The organism is Chitinophaga deserti (genome assembly GCF_003149455.1).
Taxonomy (GTDB): domain Bacteria; phylum Bacteroidota; class Bacteroidia; order Chitinophagales; family Chitinophagaceae; genus Chitinophaga; species Chitinophaga deserti.
On sequence record NZ_QFFK01000006.1, the window covers coordinates 161,901 to 180,856 of the forward strand.

14 protein-coding genes are annotated in these 18,956 nt (G+C 50.8%); 9 read left to right on the forward strand and 5 right to left on the reverse strand.

All coding sequences use genetic code 11. The features are described 5' to 3' along the window. Positions 1 to 17 precede the first annotated feature (17 nt). The 8 genes from DEV76_RS15160 to DEV76_RS15195 all read left to right on the forward strand — a co-directional run bounded on the left by DEV76_RS15160 (position 18) and on the right by DEV76_RS15195 (position 12,870). Positions 18 to 686: a LolA family protein gene (locus tag DEV76_RS15160; RefSeq protein ID WP_109698767.1), complete on the forward strand. Its 669-nt coding sequence runs from the start codon at positions 18 to 20 to the stop codon at positions 684 to 686. A 158-nt stretch (positions 687 to 844) separates the two neighbouring features. Next, the gene (gene lpdA / locus DEV76_RS15165; protein WP_109698768.1) at positions 845 to 2,251 is read left to right on the forward strand and encodes a dihydrolipoyl dehydrogenase; all 1,407 of its coding nucleotides are present in this window, start codon (positions 845 to 847) and stop codon (positions 2,249 to 2,251) included. Positions 2,252 to 2,354: 103 nt separating this feature from the next. Then, the gene (locus DEV76_RS15170; RefSeq protein WP_109698769.1) at positions 2,355 to 4,547 is read left to right on the forward strand and encodes a S46 family peptidase; all 2,193 of its coding nucleotides are present in this window, start codon (positions 2,355 to 2,357) and stop codon (positions 4,545 to 4,547) included. A 124-nt stretch (positions 4,548 to 4,671) separates the two neighbouring features. Next, a complete protein-coding gene (locus tag DEV76_RS15175; protein ID WP_109698770.1) occupies positions 4,672 to 5,256 on the forward strand; it encodes an RNA polymerase sigma factor in 585 nt (194 codons plus the stop codon). A 112-nt stretch (positions 5,257 to 5,368) separates the two neighbouring features. Beyond that, positions 5,369 to 6,523: a FecR family protein gene (locus DEV76_RS15180; protein ID WP_109698771.1), complete on the forward strand. Its 1,155-nt coding sequence runs from the start codon at positions 5,369 to 5,371 to the stop codon at positions 6,521 to 6,523. 208 nt (positions 6,524 to 6,731) lie between these two features. Further along, positions 6,732 to 10,181 (forward strand): SusC/RagA family TonB-linked outer membrane protein, encoded by a 3,450-nt coding sequence (locus DEV76_RS15185; protein WP_157962909.1) that lies wholly within the window; start codon positions 6,732 to 6,734, stop codon positions 10,179 to 10,181. Positions 10,182 to 10,191: 10 nt separating this feature from the next. Beyond that, the gene (locus tag DEV76_RS15190; protein WP_109698773.1) at positions 10,192 to 11,712 is read left to right on the forward strand and encodes a RagB/SusD family nutrient uptake outer membrane protein; all 1,521 of its coding nucleotides are present in this window, start codon (positions 10,192 to 10,194) and stop codon (positions 11,710 to 11,712) included. A 21-nt stretch (positions 11,713 to 11,733) separates the two neighbouring features. Further along, positions 11,734 to 12,870, forward strand: coding sequence for a TlpA disulfide reductase family protein (locus tag DEV76_RS15195; protein WP_109698774.1), 1,137 nt, complete (start codon positions 11,734 to 11,736; stop codon positions 12,868 to 12,870). A 55-nt stretch (positions 12,871 to 12,925) separates the two neighbouring features. Here DEV76_RS15195 and DEV76_RS15200 read toward each other — a convergent pair whose 3' ends face one another. The 3 genes from DEV76_RS15200 to DEV76_RS15210 are packed head-to-tail and all read right to left on the reverse strand — an operon-like array spanning position 12,926 to position 15,802. Then, the gene (locus tag DEV76_RS15200) at positions 12,926 to 13,294 is read right to left on the reverse strand and encodes a hypothetical protein (RefSeq protein WP_109698775.1); all 369 of its coding nucleotides are present in this window, start codon (positions 13,292 to 13,294) and stop codon (positions 12,926 to 12,928) included. Between the two features lie 27 nt (positions 13,295 to 13,321). Then, entirely contained in the window at positions 13,322 to 14,215 is an 894-nt protein-coding gene (locus tag DEV76_RS15205; RefSeq protein ID WP_109698776.1) for a class I SAM-dependent methyltransferase, read from the reverse strand. A gap of 33 nt (positions 14,216 to 14,248) precedes the next feature. Next, entirely contained in the window at positions 14,249 to 15,802 is a 1,554-nt protein-coding gene (locus DEV76_RS15210) for an acyl-CoA mutase large subunit family protein (protein WP_109698777.1), read from the reverse strand. Positions 15,803 to 15,857: 55 nt separating this feature from the next. Between DEV76_RS15210 and DEV76_RS15215 the strand changes: the two genes are divergently transcribed. Then, complete coding sequence (locus DEV76_RS15215; RefSeq protein ID WP_109698778.1) at positions 15,858 to 16,763, forward strand: M23 family metallopeptidase; 906 nt, start codon at positions 15,858 to 15,860, stop codon at positions 16,761 to 16,763. Positions 16,764 to 16,819: 56 nt separating this feature from the next. Here DEV76_RS15215 and DEV76_RS15220 read toward each other — a convergent pair whose 3' ends face one another. Together DEV76_RS15220 and DEV76_RS15225 are read right to left on the reverse strand one after the other, a co-directional pair. Continuing rightward, entirely contained in the window at positions 16,820 to 17,362 is a 543-nt protein-coding gene (locus DEV76_RS15220) for a DUF7935 family protein (RefSeq protein ID WP_109698779.1), read from the reverse strand. A gap of 63 nt (positions 17,363 to 17,425) precedes the next feature. Beyond that, positions 17,426 to 18,856, reverse strand: a complete 1,431-nt coding sequence (locus DEV76_RS15225) for an L-serine ammonia-lyase (protein ID WP_109699026.1) — start codon at positions 18,854 to 18,856, stop codon at positions 17,426 to 17,428. Positions 18,857 to 18,956 lie beyond the last annotated feature (100 nt).

Here is an 18,956-nt window from a genome sequence, read left to right on the forward strand (position 1 = left end):
CTGAGAACTAACTTAAAATGAACAGAATGATCAAGAAAACGGTATTTACGGGCCTGATTCTTTGCGGATTGATGAGCGGCGCCATGGCACAACAGGGGAAAAGCGACCCCAAAGCCAAGGTGGTGCTGGACAATGTGAGCAAAAAATTCAAGTCCCTGAAATCTGTTATCGCCAATTTTGTATTGAAGGTGGAAGGCGCCAACAACAGTGTGACCGATTCCAAGAAAGGAGCAGTTTACCTGAAAGGAGCGAAATATAAGGTGGTGATGGGCGACCAGGAAATTATCAGCGATAATAAAACTTCCTGGACCTACGCTAAAGACGTGAATGAGGTTACCATTAACAATGTGGACCAGAGCAGCCAGGGCATGACCCCCGCGAAGATCTTCACGAACTTCTACGACAAGGATTTCCTGTACAAACTGAACGGGGAAACCAGCGAAAAAGGTAAAGTATTGCAGAATATTGAGCTGACGCCGACCGATAAATCCAAAACCTTCTTTAAAGTACTGCTGGATGTGGACAAGAAAACCCAGACGCTGGCACGTATGAAGGTTTTTGAGAAAAACGGCAACCGCTATACATACGAAATCAGCAGTTTCCAGCCCAATGGTACGGTAACCGATGATATGTTCACTTTCGACGCAAAGAAACACCCCGGTGTGGAAGTGGTAGATCTTCGCTAACAGCGGCTTACAGATATTTGGAAGGCTCTCCGGAAGGGGGGCCTTTTTTATGCCCGGGCAAATGATGTATCCCGGCATTGTCATGTCTGCCGTGGAATCATAGCTACCTTTCCTTTTTTTTACTACATTTGCCACGTTTATTTTAAAAATCAAGCAATATGGCATACGACGTAATCGTAATTGGTAGTGGTCCCGGTGGATACGTGGCGGCTATCCGGGCTTCACAACTGGGTTTCAAAACAGCGGTAGTAGAACGTGAGAATTTAGGCGGTATCTGTTTGAACTGGGGATGTATCCCAACCAAGGCATTGTTGAAATCTGCGCAGGTAATGGAATATATCCAGCATTCCAAAGATTACGGCGTGACCGTAGGCGAAGCGAAGGCTGATTTTCCCGCGGTGATTAAACGCTCCCGTGGAGCGGCTGACAAAATGAGCAAGGGCGTTCAGTTCCTCATGAAGAAGAACAAAATCGACGTGCTCCTCGGCAATGGCAAACTGAAAGCAAAAGGCCAGGTGGAAGTAACCGATAAAGACGGTAAAGCTACTGTGCACGAAGCAAAACATATTATTCTGGCTACCGGTGCCCGCTCCCGCGAGCTCCCCAACCTGAAGATCGACGGTAAAACCATCATCGGTTACCGCGAGGCCATGAACCTCCCCACCCAGCCTAAAAGCATGATCGTGGTAGGTTCCGGCGCCATCGGCGTTGAATTTGCCTACTTCTATGCTACCATGGGCACAAAAGTGACTATCGTTGAATTCATGCCGCGCATCGTTCCGGTAGAAGACGAAGATATTTCCAAAGAACTGGAGAAAATCTACAAGAAGAAAGGCATTGAAGTTATGACCAATTCTTCCGTAGAGGCAGTGGAAGCTACCAAAACCGGCGTTAAAGCCAAGGTGAAAACCGCCACCGGCGAAATTTCACTGGAAGCAGACGTGGTATTGAGCGCTGTAGGTATCTCCGCCAACATCGAAAACATCGGACTGGAAACCCTCGGTGTTAAAACCGACAAGGGTAAAGTGCTGGTAGACAAATACTACGCTACCAACGTAGCCGGTGTATACGCTATCGGAGACATCGTTCCCGGTCAGGCCCTGGCACACGTTGCTTCCCGCGAAGCCATCATTGCTGTGGAAGCCATTGCTTACAACGAGAAGAAATTCCATCATAAGCCTACGCCTGTTGATTACAACAACGTACCGGGCTGTACTTATTGCGCACCTGAGATCGCTTCAGTAGGTTATACCGAAAAGCAGGCAAAAGAAGCAGGCTACGAAGTGAAAGTGGGTAAATTCCCTTATTCCGCTTCCGGCAAGGCAGTAGGCGCAGGCGCTACCGAAGGTTTCGTAAAAGTGATCTTCGACGCTAAATACGGCGAATGGCTGGGTACCCATATGATTGGTGCCAACGTAACTGAAGCCATCGTTCAAACCGTTACCGCACGCACCCTGGAAACTACTTATCAGGAAGTGCTGAACAGCATCCACCCGCACCCAACCATGGCTGAAGCGGTGAAAGATGCCATTGAAGCGGCTTACGGCGAGGCGATCCACCTTTAATGCACATTTCCCGCATATCATAAAGGCCGTCCCTTAACAGGACGGCCTTTTTCATGTTCCGCGCTTTCCTTAAATTGCCGCTTTGTTTCACCAAATCAAACTTATGCGTCAAACTATCAGGCTATACCTAATGCTGGGGGCCTTACTCGCCGCCAACTTCACTGCTTCCGCCACGGAAGGGATGTGGCTCCCCCATCTGCTGGGCTCGCTGAATGAAAAGGAGATGAAAGGAATGGGATTGAAAATCAGCGCTTCCGACATTTATAATGTAAACAAAGGCAGCCTGAAAGATGCCATCGTAAGCTTTGGCGGATTTTGCACCGGAGAGATCATTTCCTCCAAAGGGCTGCTGCTCACTAACCACCACTGCGGTTTCGACGCAATTCAGAAGCATACCACCCTCCAGAATAATTACCTCGACAGGGGATTCTGGGCGCGTAACCTCCGCGAAGAACTGCCCAACCCGGGCCTTACAGCTACATTTATCGTCCGCATCGAAGATGTGACCAAACAGGCCCTGGCAGGCGTAAGCGCTTCACTTAGTGAAAAAGAGCGCCAGTCGGCCATCGATAAAAACCTTAACGGTATTAAATCCGGCGCGGTAAAGGAATCCTGGCAGGAAGTGCTCATCAAGCCCTTCTTCGAAGCCAACCAGTATTTCCTGTTCGTAACCGAGACTTATAAAGACGTCCGCCTCGTAGGAGCCCCGCCTTCTTCCATCGGTAAGTTCGGTGCAGATACCGATAACTGGATGTGGCCCCGTCATACGGGCGACTTCTCCATCTTCCGCGTATATGCAGGTAAAGACAATAAACCGGCCGATTACAGCACTGAAAACGTGCCCCTGAGCCCGAAACACTTCCTGCCCATATCGCTCGACGGTGTGGCGGAAAACGATTTTACCATGGTATTCGGTTTCCCCGGCCGCACCAGCGAGTACCTGCCCTCCAATGCCATGAAACTTCTCGTGGAAGGACAGGATCCTGCCCGCGTAGGCATACGGGATGCGGCCCTCAAAGTGATCGACGGGTACATGCGTAAAGACGAACAGATAAAGATCCAGTACGCCGCCAAACAGGCATCTACAGCCAACGCATGGAAGAAATGGATCGGGGAGATGCAGGGAGTACGCCAAACGAAAGGTGTTGAGCGTAAACTGGCATACGAAGCCCGCTTCCGGCAGCTGGCAGGTGCAAATTCCGAATATGGTACCCTGCTGGATTCGCTCAACCAGTTATATACAGACCTGGCGCCTTACGCCGTAGCCCGCGATTATTACACGGAACTGGTCCGCAATGTGGAAATGCTCACCCTGGCCAATAGCCTCGTGAATATGATACAGGATACGCGTAACAAAGGCGAGGATAAGTATCCCGCCCTGCGCGACAGGTTCCTTGCCACGGCAGCATCCGGTTTTAAGAATTATAATAACGACGTAGACCGGGATGTGGCCGCTGCGCTGTTTGATCTTTATTTTAAGGAAGTGCCCTCCAACAAGATCGGTGGCGAAGGTTACCAGATATGGATGGAAACGAATAAAGACGGGCGTACCACCGCTAATCACCTCTACAGCAAATCGGCCCTTACCAGCTACGCGGCGCTAAAGGCGTTCTTAGACAGGCCGTATGCCACAGTGGAAGCGGATCTCTGGAAAGACCCCGCCACACGCTTCCTCATTGCCCTGCGCAATGGCTATTCCGAACTGGTGAGCAAGCCATACGATGCGATAGTGCCGGATATTAACCGCCTCCAGCGCCGTTATATGCAGGCGCAGATGGATGTGCTGAAAGACCGCCGCTTTTACCCCGATGCTAACAGCACGCTGCGCCTCACCTACGGTAAAGTAGGCGGCTATGCGCCCCGCGATGCCGTGGAATACGATTTCATGACCACGCTGGACGGTGTGATGGAGAAATACAAACCGGGCGATTATGAATTCGACGTACCCGAAAAGCTCCGTGAACTGTATGCCAGCAAGGATTACGGTCAGTACGGACAAAATGGGAAAATGCCGGTATGCTTCATCGCCTCCAACCATACTACCGGCGGCAATTCCGGCAGTCCGGCCCTGGATGCTTATGGCAACCTCATCGGCCTGAACTTCGACCGTACCTGGGAAGGCACTATGAGTGATATTAATTACGACGCATCCATCTGTCGTAATATCATGGTGGATATCCGCTACGTATTATTCGTAGTTGATAAATTTGCAGGTGCAAAACACCTCATCGAAGAGATGAAGCTGGTGCATCCAAAGAAAGCGAAAGTAGCGCCAGTCCGCAAGAAGGCGGCGTAACGCATAATATTAAAAAGGAAAGCCGGTCAATAGCTGACCGGCTTTTTTTTGTACCTGCGGAAAACAATACTTCATTTTCTGTACTTTTATCTGACAGCACAAAACCGGATGACACAGCGCATACATGGACGAACTATTGCCTATTAACATCAACCAACTGTTTAACCGGATCAGTGATGGAGACGAAGAAGCGTTCGGCATACTTTTCCGGCATTCCGTTCCGGCACTCTATCCTTTCATACTCCGCATGGTAAAGCAACAGGCTGCCGCAGAAGAAGTGGTACAGGCCTCTTTCCTTCGCCTCTGGCTCAGCCGCGATAAACTGCCTGACGTAGAGCACCCGAAGGCATGGCTGTATAAAGTGGTGGCCAACGAGTGTTATACCTGGCTTAAGAAGGAAGCGCGGGAGATGCGTTTGCGCGCAGATACAGGATCGGGAGAGGAGGGAGACGATAATCTGACCGCCGAGATTTCTATGCGGGATACGCGGCGCCTCATCACGGAAGCAGTATCGAAGTTGCCACCGCAACGCAGGCGCATCTTTACCATGAGCCGCCAGGAGGGGATGACGATCCCGGAGATAGCGGAAGAATTGGGGCTTTCTCCTAATTCGGTAAAGAACACGCTGGTATTGGCTTTGAAAGATATCCGCAGTTACCTGGGGCGCCATGGTCAGCTGATTACCCTGTTGCTGCTGATCTGGCAATAAAATATTTTTTCGGGCCGATAGGTCCTTTCTCTTTCCGGCGGATTCTTATATAGTAGCGGGGCTGTTAGCCCCTGAGCGACTGGCACTATTCCACAAATGAACTTACGATTTTATGCAGGAAGATAAACTAAGGCATTTACTTGGTCTGCATCTCCATGGCCGTATGTCAACGGCGGAAACGGAGGAACTCAGCAAATTGTTGCAGGATGAAAGTAATGAAGCTCTTTTCATAAGCCTGCTATCGGATATGATGGAAGCATCGGCCGGTGGCAGCGGGGAATACGATCCTGCACGTTGGGAAACGGTGCGGCAGCGTATCCTTGAAGCAGATACCGGAACACCGGTAGTACCCGTGAGGCGCTACTGGTGGAAATGGGCCGCCGCCGCAGCAGTAGCAGGGATAGTTGCAGCAGGGGTCTGGATGTACCTGCATAAGGAGCACATGCCCGCAGCAACCGTATCCATGGAAGGGCGGTATAAGAATGATGTACTTCCCGGTGGCAACCGGGCTTCACTGACCCTCGCAAGCGGACAGGTTATAGACCTCGACGCTGCAGCCGATGGTAAGCTGGCACAACAGGGCGGTACCCAGATACGTAAACTGCAGAACGGGCAGGTAGCCTATACGGGAGATGAACCATCCACCGTGGCTGCCTGGAACACCCTTGTAACACCAAGGGGAGGACAGTTCCGGCTTACTCTGCCCGACGGTACCAACGTTTGGCTCAATGCCGCATCCGAATTACGTTTCCCTACCGCATTCATCGGAAAGGAACGTAAGGTGGAACTGACCGGGGAAGCTTATTTCGAAGTAGCGAAAGATGCATCGAAACCCTTTATGGTGAAAACGGCAAGCGGGATAGACGTACAGGTACTGGGCACGCACTTCAACATCTCCGCCTATGACGGAGCAGCCTCTGCGGTAACGCTGCTGGAAGGCGCTGTGGCTGTAAATATGAAGAAGCTGGCACCCGGGCAGCAGGCAGTGCAACTGAACGGACAGATACGCATACGGCCCTGTGATACCGATCAGGCAGTAGCATGGAAGAACGGATTCTTCAACTTCAGCGATGCGGATATTGAAACGGTGATGAAAGAACTGGAACGCTGGTATGATGTGAAAGTGCGCTATGAAACGGATGTATCGAAACTCCGCTTCGGAGGCGGAATGCAGCGGAGCCTGCCACTCACCAGCGTACTCCGTATACTGGAGAATTACCAGGTAAAATTCAGGGTAGAAGGGCGGGTAATAACCGTCATTCAGTAAATAATTATATCACACTTTAAAATTGATTTGCTTATTGACAGAGTAATTACAGACACCAACCATTTGCCCGAAATAAAAAAGACCGGAGATGCGCTAACATCACCGGCCTGGGGGCGATACAATTGACGCTTAACCAATTTTTATCACCAAAGTCAAATCTATGCTTTTTTTTGATGCTTTGTACCAACACAAAGTTTTGTGGAGAGCTATGAAATTATCAACCATTTTCTTACTGACCGGCTTCCTGCATGTAAGCGCTACGGCGAGCTCTCAAAGAGTAACGCTGGCAGTCCGCAATGCGCCACTGACGGATGTTTTTAAAGCCATCCAGCGGCAGTCGGGGTATATAGTTTTCTACAACAACGATCTGATGTCGCGCACGGTACCCGTTACCGTTAATGTAAATGACCTTCCTGTAAGAGATGTTCTTGAACAGGTACTGGAACCTCAGGGACTCAACTTTACCATTGAAGACAAGACAGTTATCCTCCTCGCTATGCCGAGGATAAGGGCAGTAGCACCGGTAGAAATAGCCGTTACCATTACCGGCCGGGTTACCGATGCCGGTGGGGCACCGCTGGCCGGGGTATCTGTAAAAGTGAAAGGCTCCGTACGTGGTGCGCTCACCAATGAGAACGGGGAGTTTCAGCTGACAGGCGTAGCCCCCGGTGCCGTGCTGGAATTCACCTTCATAGGGTTTACCCGGCAGGAAGTAGCATTGGGCGGCCGTACAGCTGTGAACATACGCCTGCAGCCGGAATCCAGTAAGCTGGAGGCCGTACAGGTGGTGAACACCGGCTATCAGACTATTTCTGCTGAAAGAGCCACCGGCTCCTTCTCCTTCATTTCCCCCGCCCGCCTCGAAGCCAAACTGCGGCCTGATCTCAGGGCTGCCCTCGAAGGCCAGGCTGCCGGTGTGGTAATTTCGAAGGAAGGGAATGTGGAGATCCGCGGCGTATCCACCATCACCGCCGAAAGGAAACCCCTGCTGGTAGTAGACGGGTATCCCACACAGGGCGATCTCGAAAGTATCAACATCGACAATATCGAGAGCATCACCGTATTGAAAGATGCAGTGGCAGCTTCTATCTATGGTGCGCGTTCCAGCAACGGGGTGATCGTGATCACCACCCGCAAGGGCCGTCCTGGTTCGATGCGCGTACAATACAGGGGTTCTACCGGCATCACCCTGAAACCACAGGTAAGCTACCTGAACCGCGCTACGCCTGCAGATTACATCGATGCAGAAACCGACCTCTTTAACCAGGATCCCTCCTCGTACCTCAATACCTACAATACCTACGGGTCGCTCAGCGAAGTGAATTACCTCCTGCTGGCGAAGAACCAGGGCTGGAAAACGGAGAAAGAAGTGGATGACCGCATTAACCAGCTGAAGAATACCGATGCCGGCAAACTGCTGGAAGAAAATTACTTCCGCCATCAGTTCAACCAGCAGCATAATATTTCGCTTTCCGGCGGTAATGAAAAGAATTCACTCAATGCAGCCCTGCGTTACATTACCAACGATAACAATACCATCGGCAACAGCGATAACCGCCTGATCCTTGATTTCAAGAACGACTGGCGGCCGGTGAAGAACCTCGGTGTGAGCCTCTTCACAAACGTGAACTATGCTACTACCAAAGCGCCCGTGCGGCAGTGGAGCGATCTGTTCGCCTTTACTTCCACATCGCTGGTACAGCCTTACAGTCCGGTAGTGGATGCAGATGGTAATCCCTCACAGCTCTTCACCCGCAACGTGAAGCGTGATGAGCGTTATGCATTGATCCCCGGCCTTAAGCCATTGTATTATAATCCCCTCGAGGATCTCATGCTGGAGACCACCAATACGCAGAACCTCCTTGTACGCTTCGGCGGTAATGTGCAGGCCACGATTATAAATGGCCTTACCGCTGAGCTGGGTGGTAACTGGTCCAGAGGGTATACCAATTCCCGCTCGGTTTACGACAAGAATTCTTACCGCATGCGCCTCGGCTTCAGCGATGCCACTTCCATCGCCAATCCTGCCAAACATTATATTCCGGATGGCGCCATGGTGAATGAAAGCCGTGGTGCTACGCAGTACTACATGTTGCGCGGTCAGCTGGGCTACAACCGCAACATTGGCCTGAAGCACTATGTGGCGGCCATTGCAGGTATGGAGATCAGTCAGGCTAAAACCGATAACAATACTTATCCCACCCGCTTCGGATACAATGATCAGGCAGGTACTTTCGCCACATTCAACCATGCGGATTACAATGCCGGGTTGTATAACAGTGATATGCTGGGTGGCAACAGGCCCTCTGCTTCCATCGGTTCCATCAGCTTCGGTGATAACCGCTTCGTAAGCTGGTATGCCAACGGATCGTATGAATACGACGGGCGTTTTATCCTGAGTGGTTCTATCAGGCTGGACCAGACCAACTTCTTCGGCACCGATCCCAAATTCCGTTACAAACCCTTATGGAGCGCGGGCGGTACTTACAAGCTCGGCAAAGAGAAATTCTTCGACGTAGCCTGGATCAATAAACTCAATATCCGTGGTTCATATGGTGTAAACGGGAACATCTCCCTCACCAGTGGGCCCTTCCTCATCATCGCGCCCACCTCATTTTCTATCCTTACCGGTGATGTGAACTACAACATTTCTTCTCCGCCCAACAACAGTTTGCGCTGGGAAAAAACGAATGTGTTCAATGCCGGTACTGATATTGGCGCTTTCAATAACCGCCTGCGCCTCACGTTGGACTACTATCGTAAGTTGAGTACCGATGTACTTGCTTCCGACGCCATGGACCCCACAAAAGGCTTCACCAGCCAGGTGAAGAATGCCGGTAAGATCCTCAACCAGGGATTTGAGATTTCACTGGAAGGAGATGTGGTGAAGAAGAAGGATTTCATCTGGAACAGTCAGTTTATTTTCGCGTATAACAAGAATACCGTGAAGGAATATAATGTGGCATACATATATCCTTCCAGTCTTACCAACGCAGCTATCCGTAAAGAAGGCGACCCGCTGGATGCACTGTATGCGTACCGATATGCAGGGCTCGATAATAACGGTGTGGCACAGTTCTACGACAGTGAAGGGAAGAAAACAGGGGGAGGAAATGCCAAAGTAGGCGATCTCGTATACGCAGGTACCCTGCGGCCACCGTATGTGATGAGTATGACGAATACCTTCTCCTACAAAAACTTCGACTTCTCATTCATGATTATTGCCCGCACGGGTAACGTATTGCGGAGAGATGCCTTTACAGGTTCCAACTACATCAACAAGCATGTGGCAGAACGCTGGCGCAAACCCGGCGACGAAGCACATACCATCTATCCTAAGCTCACTGCCTGGAATATGGATATGTTCTACTTCCCCTACAGCGATGTGCTGGTGGAAAGCGCCAATTTCGCCAAGCTCCGCGATGTTACTTTCGCGTATACATTACCACAGTCTATCCTGAAGCGCGCAGGTATCAAAGACAGCAAGGTGTATTTCCAGTCGCGCAACCTGGTGATGATCACTGCCAACAGCGACCGCCGCGATCCTGAGATTTCGGAGATCAATACTTCCGGCGGAACAGGCGCCTTTACGGAGCAGGGCTTCACCTCGCTGCCGCTGCGTCCTGAATTGTATGTAGGCATCATGTTCACACTTTAAAACCGGCAGCATGACAAAGATTCGATTCTATATCATTATCATATTCGCAGGCCTGGCAACAACCGCCTGCAACAAATATCTCGACGTAAAGCCCAAAGGGAAACTGATCCCTTCCGAAGTAGCGGATTTCGATCATCTGCTCGACCATACCTGGACGGTGCAATACATCTTCCTGGATAATAACGGCGGCAGCATGGCCGGTTATCTGAACGATAACCTCGAGTTGTCTGAAGGAATGGGGAAAGTAGCCTATAAAGCCAATAACCATCCCAACATCGACCGGTTTTATGCTTATACCTTCCGCAAGCCTTACCGCAACCCCAACACTTCGGATTACTTCTGGGATTGGGGCACCTACCGCGCGGCTTCCTATTATAACAATGTGATCGATGGTATCGGGAGCCTGAAATCTATTGGGGCGGAAGACGGGCAGTATGCCCGCACCGTACTGGCGCAGGCCCTCGCAGGCAGAGGCTTCCAGTATTTCCTGCACAACCTCCTGTATGGCCCGGTTTACAAACCCGGAGCAGCCAACAACGCCCGTACCATTCCGTATGTCACCAATTCGGACATCAATGCGCCGATGGTAGACCTCTCCACGCAGGAAGAAGTATTCCGGCTTGCCGGGAAAGACCTCCACGCTGCCCTCGCGGATGCTCCGGTGGCTACAAACTGGCCTTCGCGTGCGAATAAGACCGCAGTACAGGCCATGCTGGCCTACTATCACCTCTGGACCCGTAAGTACGACAGTGCAGCTCATTATGCCAACCTCGCCTGGACGGGAGCCACGGCAAGCGGGGGGCCGGATAAGGTAATCTACAATTTCAATGATTTCAGCTGGACTAACCCGGCCAACACCATCAGCAGTACCATCAAGGCACCTGATAACTTCCTTGAAGCCGTTAACAGCCGTGAGATATTACTGTACAGGTCGGAAGACCGTGGTGCGGGGCGCTCGTCCAGCAGTTACCCTTCGGAAGAATACATTGCTCTCTTCGATGCGGCTAATGATTTACGGTATAATTACTTTTTTCTGACAGCCCCGGGGTACAAAACATCGTATAATGGCGTAGATTACAATGACGGCCAGCGGATTCAGTATTATCGTGGATCCAAAACCCAGCTGACATCGGGCTTCACTTATCCGGAAGTACTTTTGATGCGTGCGGAAGCTTATGCGCGGACCGGTAAACTGGCTGAGGCCATCACCGACCTGAACCTCCTGCGCCGCTACCGTTACAAAACGGGTACCCCGGCAATAGCCATGGGCACGCAGGATGAAGTGATCGCAGAAGTGCTCAAAGAAAGAAGGAGAGAGCTGCCTGCCAGCGGTATCAAACGGTTACTGGATCTTAAACGCTTTGTACCTGATGCCGGTAAGCCCTGGCATAAAGCGAAAATCGTTCACAAACTGGGCACAGAAACGTTTGAAGCCGCGGTGGATTCTGATTTATTCATTTTCAATATAGCCAATACCATCCTGCAGTATAATCCTCATTGGAATGTACCGCTCGATTACCGACCGTTTTAACAACAAAACCGCACATTCATCATGAAACAAACCCTCCTCATTGCGGGGATGCTGCTGCCAATATCGCTCCTGGCGCAGGACATTCCCTTCCAGATCAAAGGGCAGATAGCCAGCCCGGAAGAACCCTCCAAAGCTTACCTGTACTACCGTAAAGGTGCAGAGAACATTACTGACTCTTCGGAACTGACAGGCGGCGCTTTCCAGTTCAAAGGCACCATCCCCTCCGCAGTACGCGGTACGCTGGTAGTACGCGCCATTCCCGTTCCCGGTAAAGCCATGGCCATGCGCCAGGATATGCTGAGCCTGTACCTGGAGAAAGGCGATATCGTTGTGAAGGGCGATAAAGGCCTCAGCGACGCCTCCGTAAAGGGCGGTAAACTCAATGAAGACTTCACCCGGTATCAGCATGCCCTTAAGTTCACAAAGCCCCAGTATGAGGCTGTAAATAAGGAATATGCGGATGCGGCACCCGATGTTCGTAAATCGGAAGAGTTCCAGAAAGGACTGAACGCGAAATACGAAGCCATCCGGAAAGAAGAGAAAGCTGCGCAGCTGGCATTCATTAAAGCAAATACCAAATCCCCCATTGCACTGGACGCATTGCAGGCATACGCCGGTTCCCTCCCCGATAATATCGATGAACTGGAAACACTTTACAAATCCTTCGCTCCTGCTGTGCAGAAAGGCGCCAGCGGTGAAGCTTTCGCTAAAACCCTGACGGGTTGGAAGGCCACAGCGATTGGTGCACAGGCTCCCGAATTCACACAGAACGATACAGAAGGCAAGCCGGTTAAACTGGCGGACTTCCGCGGTAAATACACCCTGATCGATTTCTGGGCTTCGTGGTGCGGACCCTGCCGTGCAGAAAACCCGCATGTGGTAGCAGCTTACGATAAGTATAAAAGCAAAAACTTCACCGTGCTCGGAGTATCGCTCGATCAGCCCAATGCCAAAGACAAATGGCTGAAAGCTATCGCAGATGATAAACTGACCTGGACGCAGGTGAGCGATCTCAAATTCTGGGACAATGAAGTGGCGCGCCTCTATGGCATCCGCGGTATCCCGCAGAATTTCCTTATCGACCCCCAGGGCAAAATCATTGCACGCAACCTGCGTGGTGATGCGCTGGAAAAGAAGCTGGCGGAAGTATTGAATTAATAGCAGTAATTGCACATAAAGATTAAACCCCTCCGGCCTGGCCGGAGGGGTTTAATTATTTTCTACGGAGCGTGAAGTAAAGGTAGAGTCCGATTATTGTGAATGCAACGATAGTGAAAAATACGAGGAACTCAGTTGGATCTTCGATGAACTTTTTGAACGGTAACTGCAGGATTTTCCACCAGAGAAAAAATCCAATTATCATAGCTATCGCCAGCAAAGAAAGGGAAATCGCCAGCCATGCCTTTATTACTTTTCCTGAATACGCTTTTTGATCAGGGATGCAGTAGCTGATGAGTTCCTTTATCATGTCCGGTGAGTAACCTTTTGCGGCTAATCTGTTCCGGATCTTAAACAGCGGGATGAGGTTGTCCGCATTTTGACGGATTCCCAGGATCAGTGTTCTGAATTCCTTTTTTTTCATAGGTAAGGGGTAAGCTGCCGGTAAGTGCTACACCTTCATCTCATACACGATAGAGCTGCATTTGTTGACATGCCGCCATGCTTTCCAGTAAGAGCGGAAACCGTTCCAGGCACCAGCAATCATGCGGTCTTTCCCGGACTTGTATTTCTCGCTGAGCAGGCTTACATAGAATGCATCAAATACCATGGGGTACTTCGCCCTTATCTGGAAACCATGGCCCTGCATCAGCACGTCCATGGAAACAGGGGAGAAGTGGTAGAGGTGGCGCGGTACGTCGTAGGCTGCCCAGTATTCGCCATATATACGTGCGTCAGTACTGGTATAGTTGGGTACTGCAATCAGCAGGGCACCTCCGGGCTTCAGGAGTTTTCGTATTTTTTCGAGGTAGCCCTGCAGGTCGTGCACATGTTCGAGTACATGCCATAGCGTGATACAGTCGTACTGTCCTTCTTCCAGAGTGAAAAGCTCATGAATGGGAAGGGTGTCGAGGTTGTAGAGTTTCTTCGCGTTTTCGCGGGCACCACCATCAGGTTCCAGTCCGGTTACATTCCAGCCCAGCAGCTTCATATGATGCAGGAAGGCCCCGCTACCGCTACCGATGTCTAACAGGTTGCCGGACTTAACGCCAGCCGCCGTTTTGACCCAGTTTTGCTTGGAGCGCATAGTGATCTTCCTCACGCTGTGATACATGCGGTTGATCAGGCCTTCGCGGGTGTCTGAATGGGAGATATATTCAGCGGATTGGTAATACGCGCCTATTGCTTCGATAGGAGGGATGTTCTGGGTAAAACGGGCCGTACATGCGGCACATTCCCAGATGTCAAATTTTTCCAGCGACACGGTAAAGTCTTTGGCGCTCAGTTGATGACTGATGCGGTCAGACTGGCAAACCGGGCACTGCTGATATTCGATACGATTCATGTGGTGAAAAAAACTGGCTGCAATATAACAAAATTAAATCCCCTTGTATTCCCCCCATACGTTCCGCAGGGTATCAGCGATTTCGCCAAGGGTGCAATAATGCTCCACGGCTTCTACTACCAGGGGCATGAGGTTCTCTGTCGTCTGCGCTTTTTCGGCGATGGCGGCCAGCAGGGCTTCCACTTTTACGTTGTCGCGCCGGGCACGTAGAGAAGCCAGTTTATCGGATTGATGTTTACGGATGCTGTCGTCGATCCGGAATACCTCGGTATCCGCGGTTTCTTCCACTACAAATTTGTTAACGCCGACAATGATTTTTTCGCCGCTTTCAATTTCCTGCTGGTATTGATAGGCGCTGCGGGCAATCTCGTCCTGAATGAAGCCCTGTTCAATAGCGCTGACAGATCCGCCCATGGCATCGATCTTATGTACCAGCTCCCAGGCGCGTTCTTCCATTTCTTTGGTAAGGGCTTCCACGTAGTAGGAGCCTGCCAGCGGGTCTACCGTGTCAGCAATACCGCTTTCGTACCCTACAATCTGCTGGGTGCGGAGGGCGATGCGGGCGGCTGATTCCGTAGGCAGGGAAATGGCTTCGTCAAATCCATTCGTATGGAGTGACTGTGTGCCGCCCAGAGTAGCAGCCAGGGTTTGCACGGCTACACGCACAATGTTGTTGTGTGGTTGCTGGGCAGTGAGGGTGCTGCCACCGGTTTGGGTATGGAAACGGAGCATTTGCGCTTTAGGATCGGTGGCGCCGAGGTTCTGGGTGATATGTGCCCACATGTTACGGGCAGCACGGAATTTCGCCACTTCTTCAAACAAATGGTTATGTGCATTGAAGAAGAAACTGAGGCGCTTGGCAAACACGTTGATATCAAGCCCCTTTTCCAGGGCGGCCTTCAGGTAAGCCTTGCCGTTGGAGAGCGTAAAAGCCAGCTCCTGTACGGCGTTGGCGCCCGCTTCACGGATGTGGTAACCGCTGATGGAAATTGTATTCCATTTCGGTACTTCATGGCTGCAATAGTCGAAAATATCAGTGATAAGCCGCATAGATGGTTGCGGCGGATATATGAACGTACCGCGGGCGGCATATTCTTTCAGGATATCGTTCTGGATGGTGCCGGAAATCTTCTTCAGATCGGCCCCCTGTTTTTTAGCTAATGCCACATAAAATGCAAGCAGGATAAATGCCGTGGCGTTAATGGTCATGGAAGAAGATACTTTCTCCAGCTCAATGCCGGCAAAGAGCGTTTCCATATCTTCCAGCGAATCGATGGCTACGCCCACTTTACCCACTTCACCTTCTGCCATGGCGTGGTCGGAATCATACCCGATCTGGGTAGGGAGGTCGAACGCTACGCTGAGGCCCATTACGCCCTGGCTCAGGAGAAAATGATATCTTTTGTTGGATTCTTCGGCAGTACTGAAGCCCGCATACTGACGCATTGTCCAGAGTTTATCGCGGTACATGGTGGCGTGGATGCCCCGGGTGAAAGGGAAACGACCCGGTAGCTCGTCCATCGGAACCGGTGTGGTGTATAAGGGCCGGATTTCGATTCCCGAATCTGTTTTGATTGGCTTTTCCATATTTACAATGTTAGGGTAAAAACGATAAATTGCGGGAAATTTTGTTGACTGGCTTATGATTACCTATCTGTTGCTTGGACTCACGGTTGGACTGGCATTATGGAGCATCCTGATGGTGCGGCGTGGCGCCCGGCGGCCATTCCCCGACATCGTTTATTCATCGCTGGTATCGCTGGCGCTGGCGGCTTTCGTTTACCTGTATGGCACCTGGGTGTATGGGAGCATTTATCTCAAATATGTTTTCGGAGGTTTATACGTTTGTCTTTTCTGCTATTTCCTGATCCGTAGAAAAACCGATCTGCCCCGGCGCACACCTTTTGTAAGACTCACTTTCTTTGTACTCCTTACATTAGCCGTAGTTTTATATTTCACCGGAACTACAGGTACCCCCCGGACCGTAGAGCTGGATTTTCCCATGAAGAAGGGCCGTTATTTCGTGTTGCAGGGCGGGAAAGGCCTTCCGTCCAACGTATTCCATTTCAGCCTGCGGGGGGCTATCTATGCAATGGATATTGTAAGGCTGAACGACTGGGGAAACCGTGCCAATACCGTCTTCTCCAAAAATCTGGAAGACTATGCCATTTTCGGGGATACGGTGTATAGCCCCTGTTCGGGCCGTATCATCCGTGCACATGGGGATGATCCGGATAATATCCCACCGAATATGAAGCGCGGGCCGAAGAATACTAATGCCGTATTGATTGATGCCGGGGAATATTATGTATTCATGGGGCACCTCAAACAAGGGAGTGTGATAGTGAAGGAAGGGGATGAGGTGAAGACTGGGCAGCCAATGGCCTGCGTGGGCAATTCCGGTTTCAGTACTGAGCCTCACCTCCACATCCAGGTGCACCGTAAGGAGAAAGGGAAACCCTGGTATGCATCCGAGCCGTTGTATATTAATTTCAACGGGCATGGATATCTGCTGAATGAGATGATCCGCAAAAAGCATCTGAAATAAAAAAAGAGGGTCCTGGTAAAACCGGGACCCTCTTTTTTGATATCGTTAAGTTGCTGTTACCGTTTCATCAGTTTACGGGCTTCCGCATTGATGATCTCCGAAGCAATATCGGAAGGTGATTCCGGTTGCAGCATGAACAGTTCAAGGATTTGCTTGTTCAGATCTATGGAAGGTGCATCTGGCGGCAGTTTGAGTGCCAGCTGGTTGATGATGGAAATGGTTTGTTCCTTCACCGTTTTTACAGCTTCCCAGGCAGTAGGCGTTACATATATCTGCTGCGAAACATTGTGGTCGTATTCTGATTTGATACTCGATACCATGCCGATCTGCATGTCCAGTACAGTAAAGCCCGGCTGGTTCACACGGCTGATCAGGTTCTGAGGAGCTATACGCTCAACAAATAGAATGATCCGCTCGTATGCCTGCAATTGTAAGGGCAGAACAATATTGGGATTTTCACCTTTGGGATGCGTGCTCTCTTCCTCTTTCTCCTTCTCTTTCTTTTCTCCCTTCTTCAAAGTGTCTTTCAAAGTCCAAATCACGAGCACTACCGCGCCGGCGATGATCAAAATAAATAACAATTCCTGACTGGATGGCATAATCGTGTGACGTTTATATTTACAAATATAACAGGAAATTGTAATTCATAAGGGATTCTTTTATTAACATTCCGGTAAACTGATAGGAATATTAACGGCAAGCCCTCCGTCGGAGGTTTCCTTGTATTTGGAATTCATATCCAGGGCAGTGTCCCACATGGTTTTCACAACCGCGTCCAGCGATACTTTTGCCAGTTCAGGATTGCTTTGGAGGGCCAGCTGGCTGGCAGTGATGGCTTTAATGGCTCCCATGGTGTTCCGTTCTATACAGGGTATCTGTACGAGTCCGCCAATGGGGTCGCAGGTGAGGCCAAGGTGATGTTCCATGGCTATTTCAGCGGCCATCAGTACCTGGCGCTGCGATCCACCCAGGCATTCTGTAAGGGCCGCGGCAGCCATAGCGGAGGAAACTCCGATCTCAGCCTGGCAACCGCCCATAGCAGCAGAGATAGTAGCCCGTTTCTTGAAGATGCTGCCGATTTCTGATGCGCACAGTACAAACTGGAGGATACGGTCTTCGTGGAAACCATCACAGAAAGTGATGTAATACTGCAGTACAGCGGGTATTACACCGGCGGCGCCATTGGTAGGCGCTGTTACCACCCGTCCGAAAGAGGCGTTCTCTTCATTTACTGCCAGTGCAAAGCAGCTCACCCAGTCGAGCGTATAGGAGAAATGCTGTCCCCCTGCGCGGATGGCCTCAATCCATGAACTATAATCTTCGTAAGTACGGCCGTTCAGCAGTTTCTTGTTTAAAGATGCAGCCCTGCGCCCTACTTTGAGTCCGCCGGGAAGCTCTCCTGTGGTATGGCATCCGCGATAGGTACATTCCCGCATTACATCCCAGATCTTCATTACGCCGGCCTTTGTTTCGGCCTCGCTGCGCCAGGCATGCTCGTTTTCCATTACCAGCTCGGAGATGGAAAAACCGGTCTTGATACACCATTGCAGGAGCTGGCGGGCGGTATCGATAGGGAAAGGGAGGTCTACACTGCTGTTGCTGCCTCCGCCGATCTCACCTTCTTTCACCACGAACCCGCCGCCGATGGAATAGTAAGTGGCGGCCTGTTGTTCGCCATTATCCAATGTTACGAGGAAAGTAAGGGCGTTTGGATGGAAAGGGAGGGATTCCTCATAAAGGAATGAAATATCAGTTACGGGATCGAAATCGATGAAGCGTTCACCATGCAGGTGCAGCTTACGGTCGCGGCGGATGCCATCGATCTTGGAATCGATCCGGTTAACGTCAAAAGTAACGGGGTCATCTCCTGAAAGGCCCAGCAGTACTGCGATATCGGTACCGTGGCCGTGGCCCGTTTTGGCAAGGGAGCCATACAGGAGAACAGACAGCTGCCGGATGTTATCCAGCCGGTCCTGGGCTTTCATCTCGTCGAGGAAACGCATGGCGGCACGCCAGGGCCCCAGTGTGTGGGAGCTGGACGGGCCAACGCCTATCTTGAAAATATCAAATACGGAAATACACTCGTGTGGCAAAATATCAGGTTTAGCCTCCAAAGTTAAGGGTTTGAAGGCACAAAAAAGGAACGCGCTGCCAATGATGGCAGCGCGTTATTACATATGGCGTTTCCGTTTT

Excerpts from the sequence above, each read along its gene's own strand:
- DEV76_RS15160 (WP_109698767.1), top strand. The coding sequence starts at position 18 with ATGAACAGAATGATCAAGAAAACGGTATTTACGGGCCTGATTCTTTGC.
- lpdA (WP_109698768.1), top strand. The coding sequence starts at position 845 with ATGGCATACGACGTAATCGTAATTGGTAGTGGTCCCGGTGGATACGTG.
- DEV76_RS15170 (WP_109698769.1), top strand. The coding sequence starts at position 2,355 with ATGCGTCAAACTATCAGGCTATACCTAATGCTGGGGGCCTTACTCGCC.
- DEV76_RS15175 (WP_109698770.1), top strand. The coding sequence starts at position 4,672 with ATGGACGAACTATTGCCTATTAACATCAACCAACTGTTTAACCGGATC.
- DEV76_RS15180 (WP_109698771.1), top strand. The coding sequence starts at position 5,369 with ATGCAGGAAGATAAACTAAGGCATTTACTTGGTCTGCATCTCCATGGC.
- DEV76_RS15185 (WP_157962909.1), top strand. The coding sequence starts at position 6,732 with ATGAAATTATCAACCATTTTCTTACTGACCGGCTTCCTGCATGTAAGC.
- DEV76_RS15190 (WP_109698773.1), top strand. The coding sequence starts at position 10,192 with ATGACAAAGATTCGATTCTATATCATTATCATATTCGCAGGCCTGGCA.
- DEV76_RS15195 (WP_109698774.1), top strand. The coding sequence starts at position 11,734 with ATGAAACAAACCCTCCTCATTGCGGGGATGCTGCTGCCAATATCGCTC.
- DEV76_RS15200 (WP_109698775.1), bottom strand. The coding sequence starts at position 13,294 with ATGAAAAAAAAGGAATTCAGAACACTGATCCTGGGAATCCGTCAAAAT.
- DEV76_RS15205 (WP_109698776.1), bottom strand. The coding sequence starts at position 14,215 with ATGAATCGTATCGAATATCAGCAGTGCCCGGTTTGCCAGTCTGACCGC.
- DEV76_RS15210 (WP_109698777.1), bottom strand. The coding sequence starts at position 15,802 with ATGGAAAAGCCAATCAAAACAGATTCGGGAATCGAAATCCGGCCCTTA.
- DEV76_RS15215 (WP_109698778.1), top strand. The coding sequence starts at position 15,858 with ATGATTACCTATCTGTTGCTTGGACTCACGGTTGGACTGGCATTATGG.
- DEV76_RS15220 (WP_109698779.1), bottom strand. The coding sequence starts at position 17,362 with ATGCCATCCAGTCAGGAATTGTTATTTATTTTGATCATCGCCGGCGCG.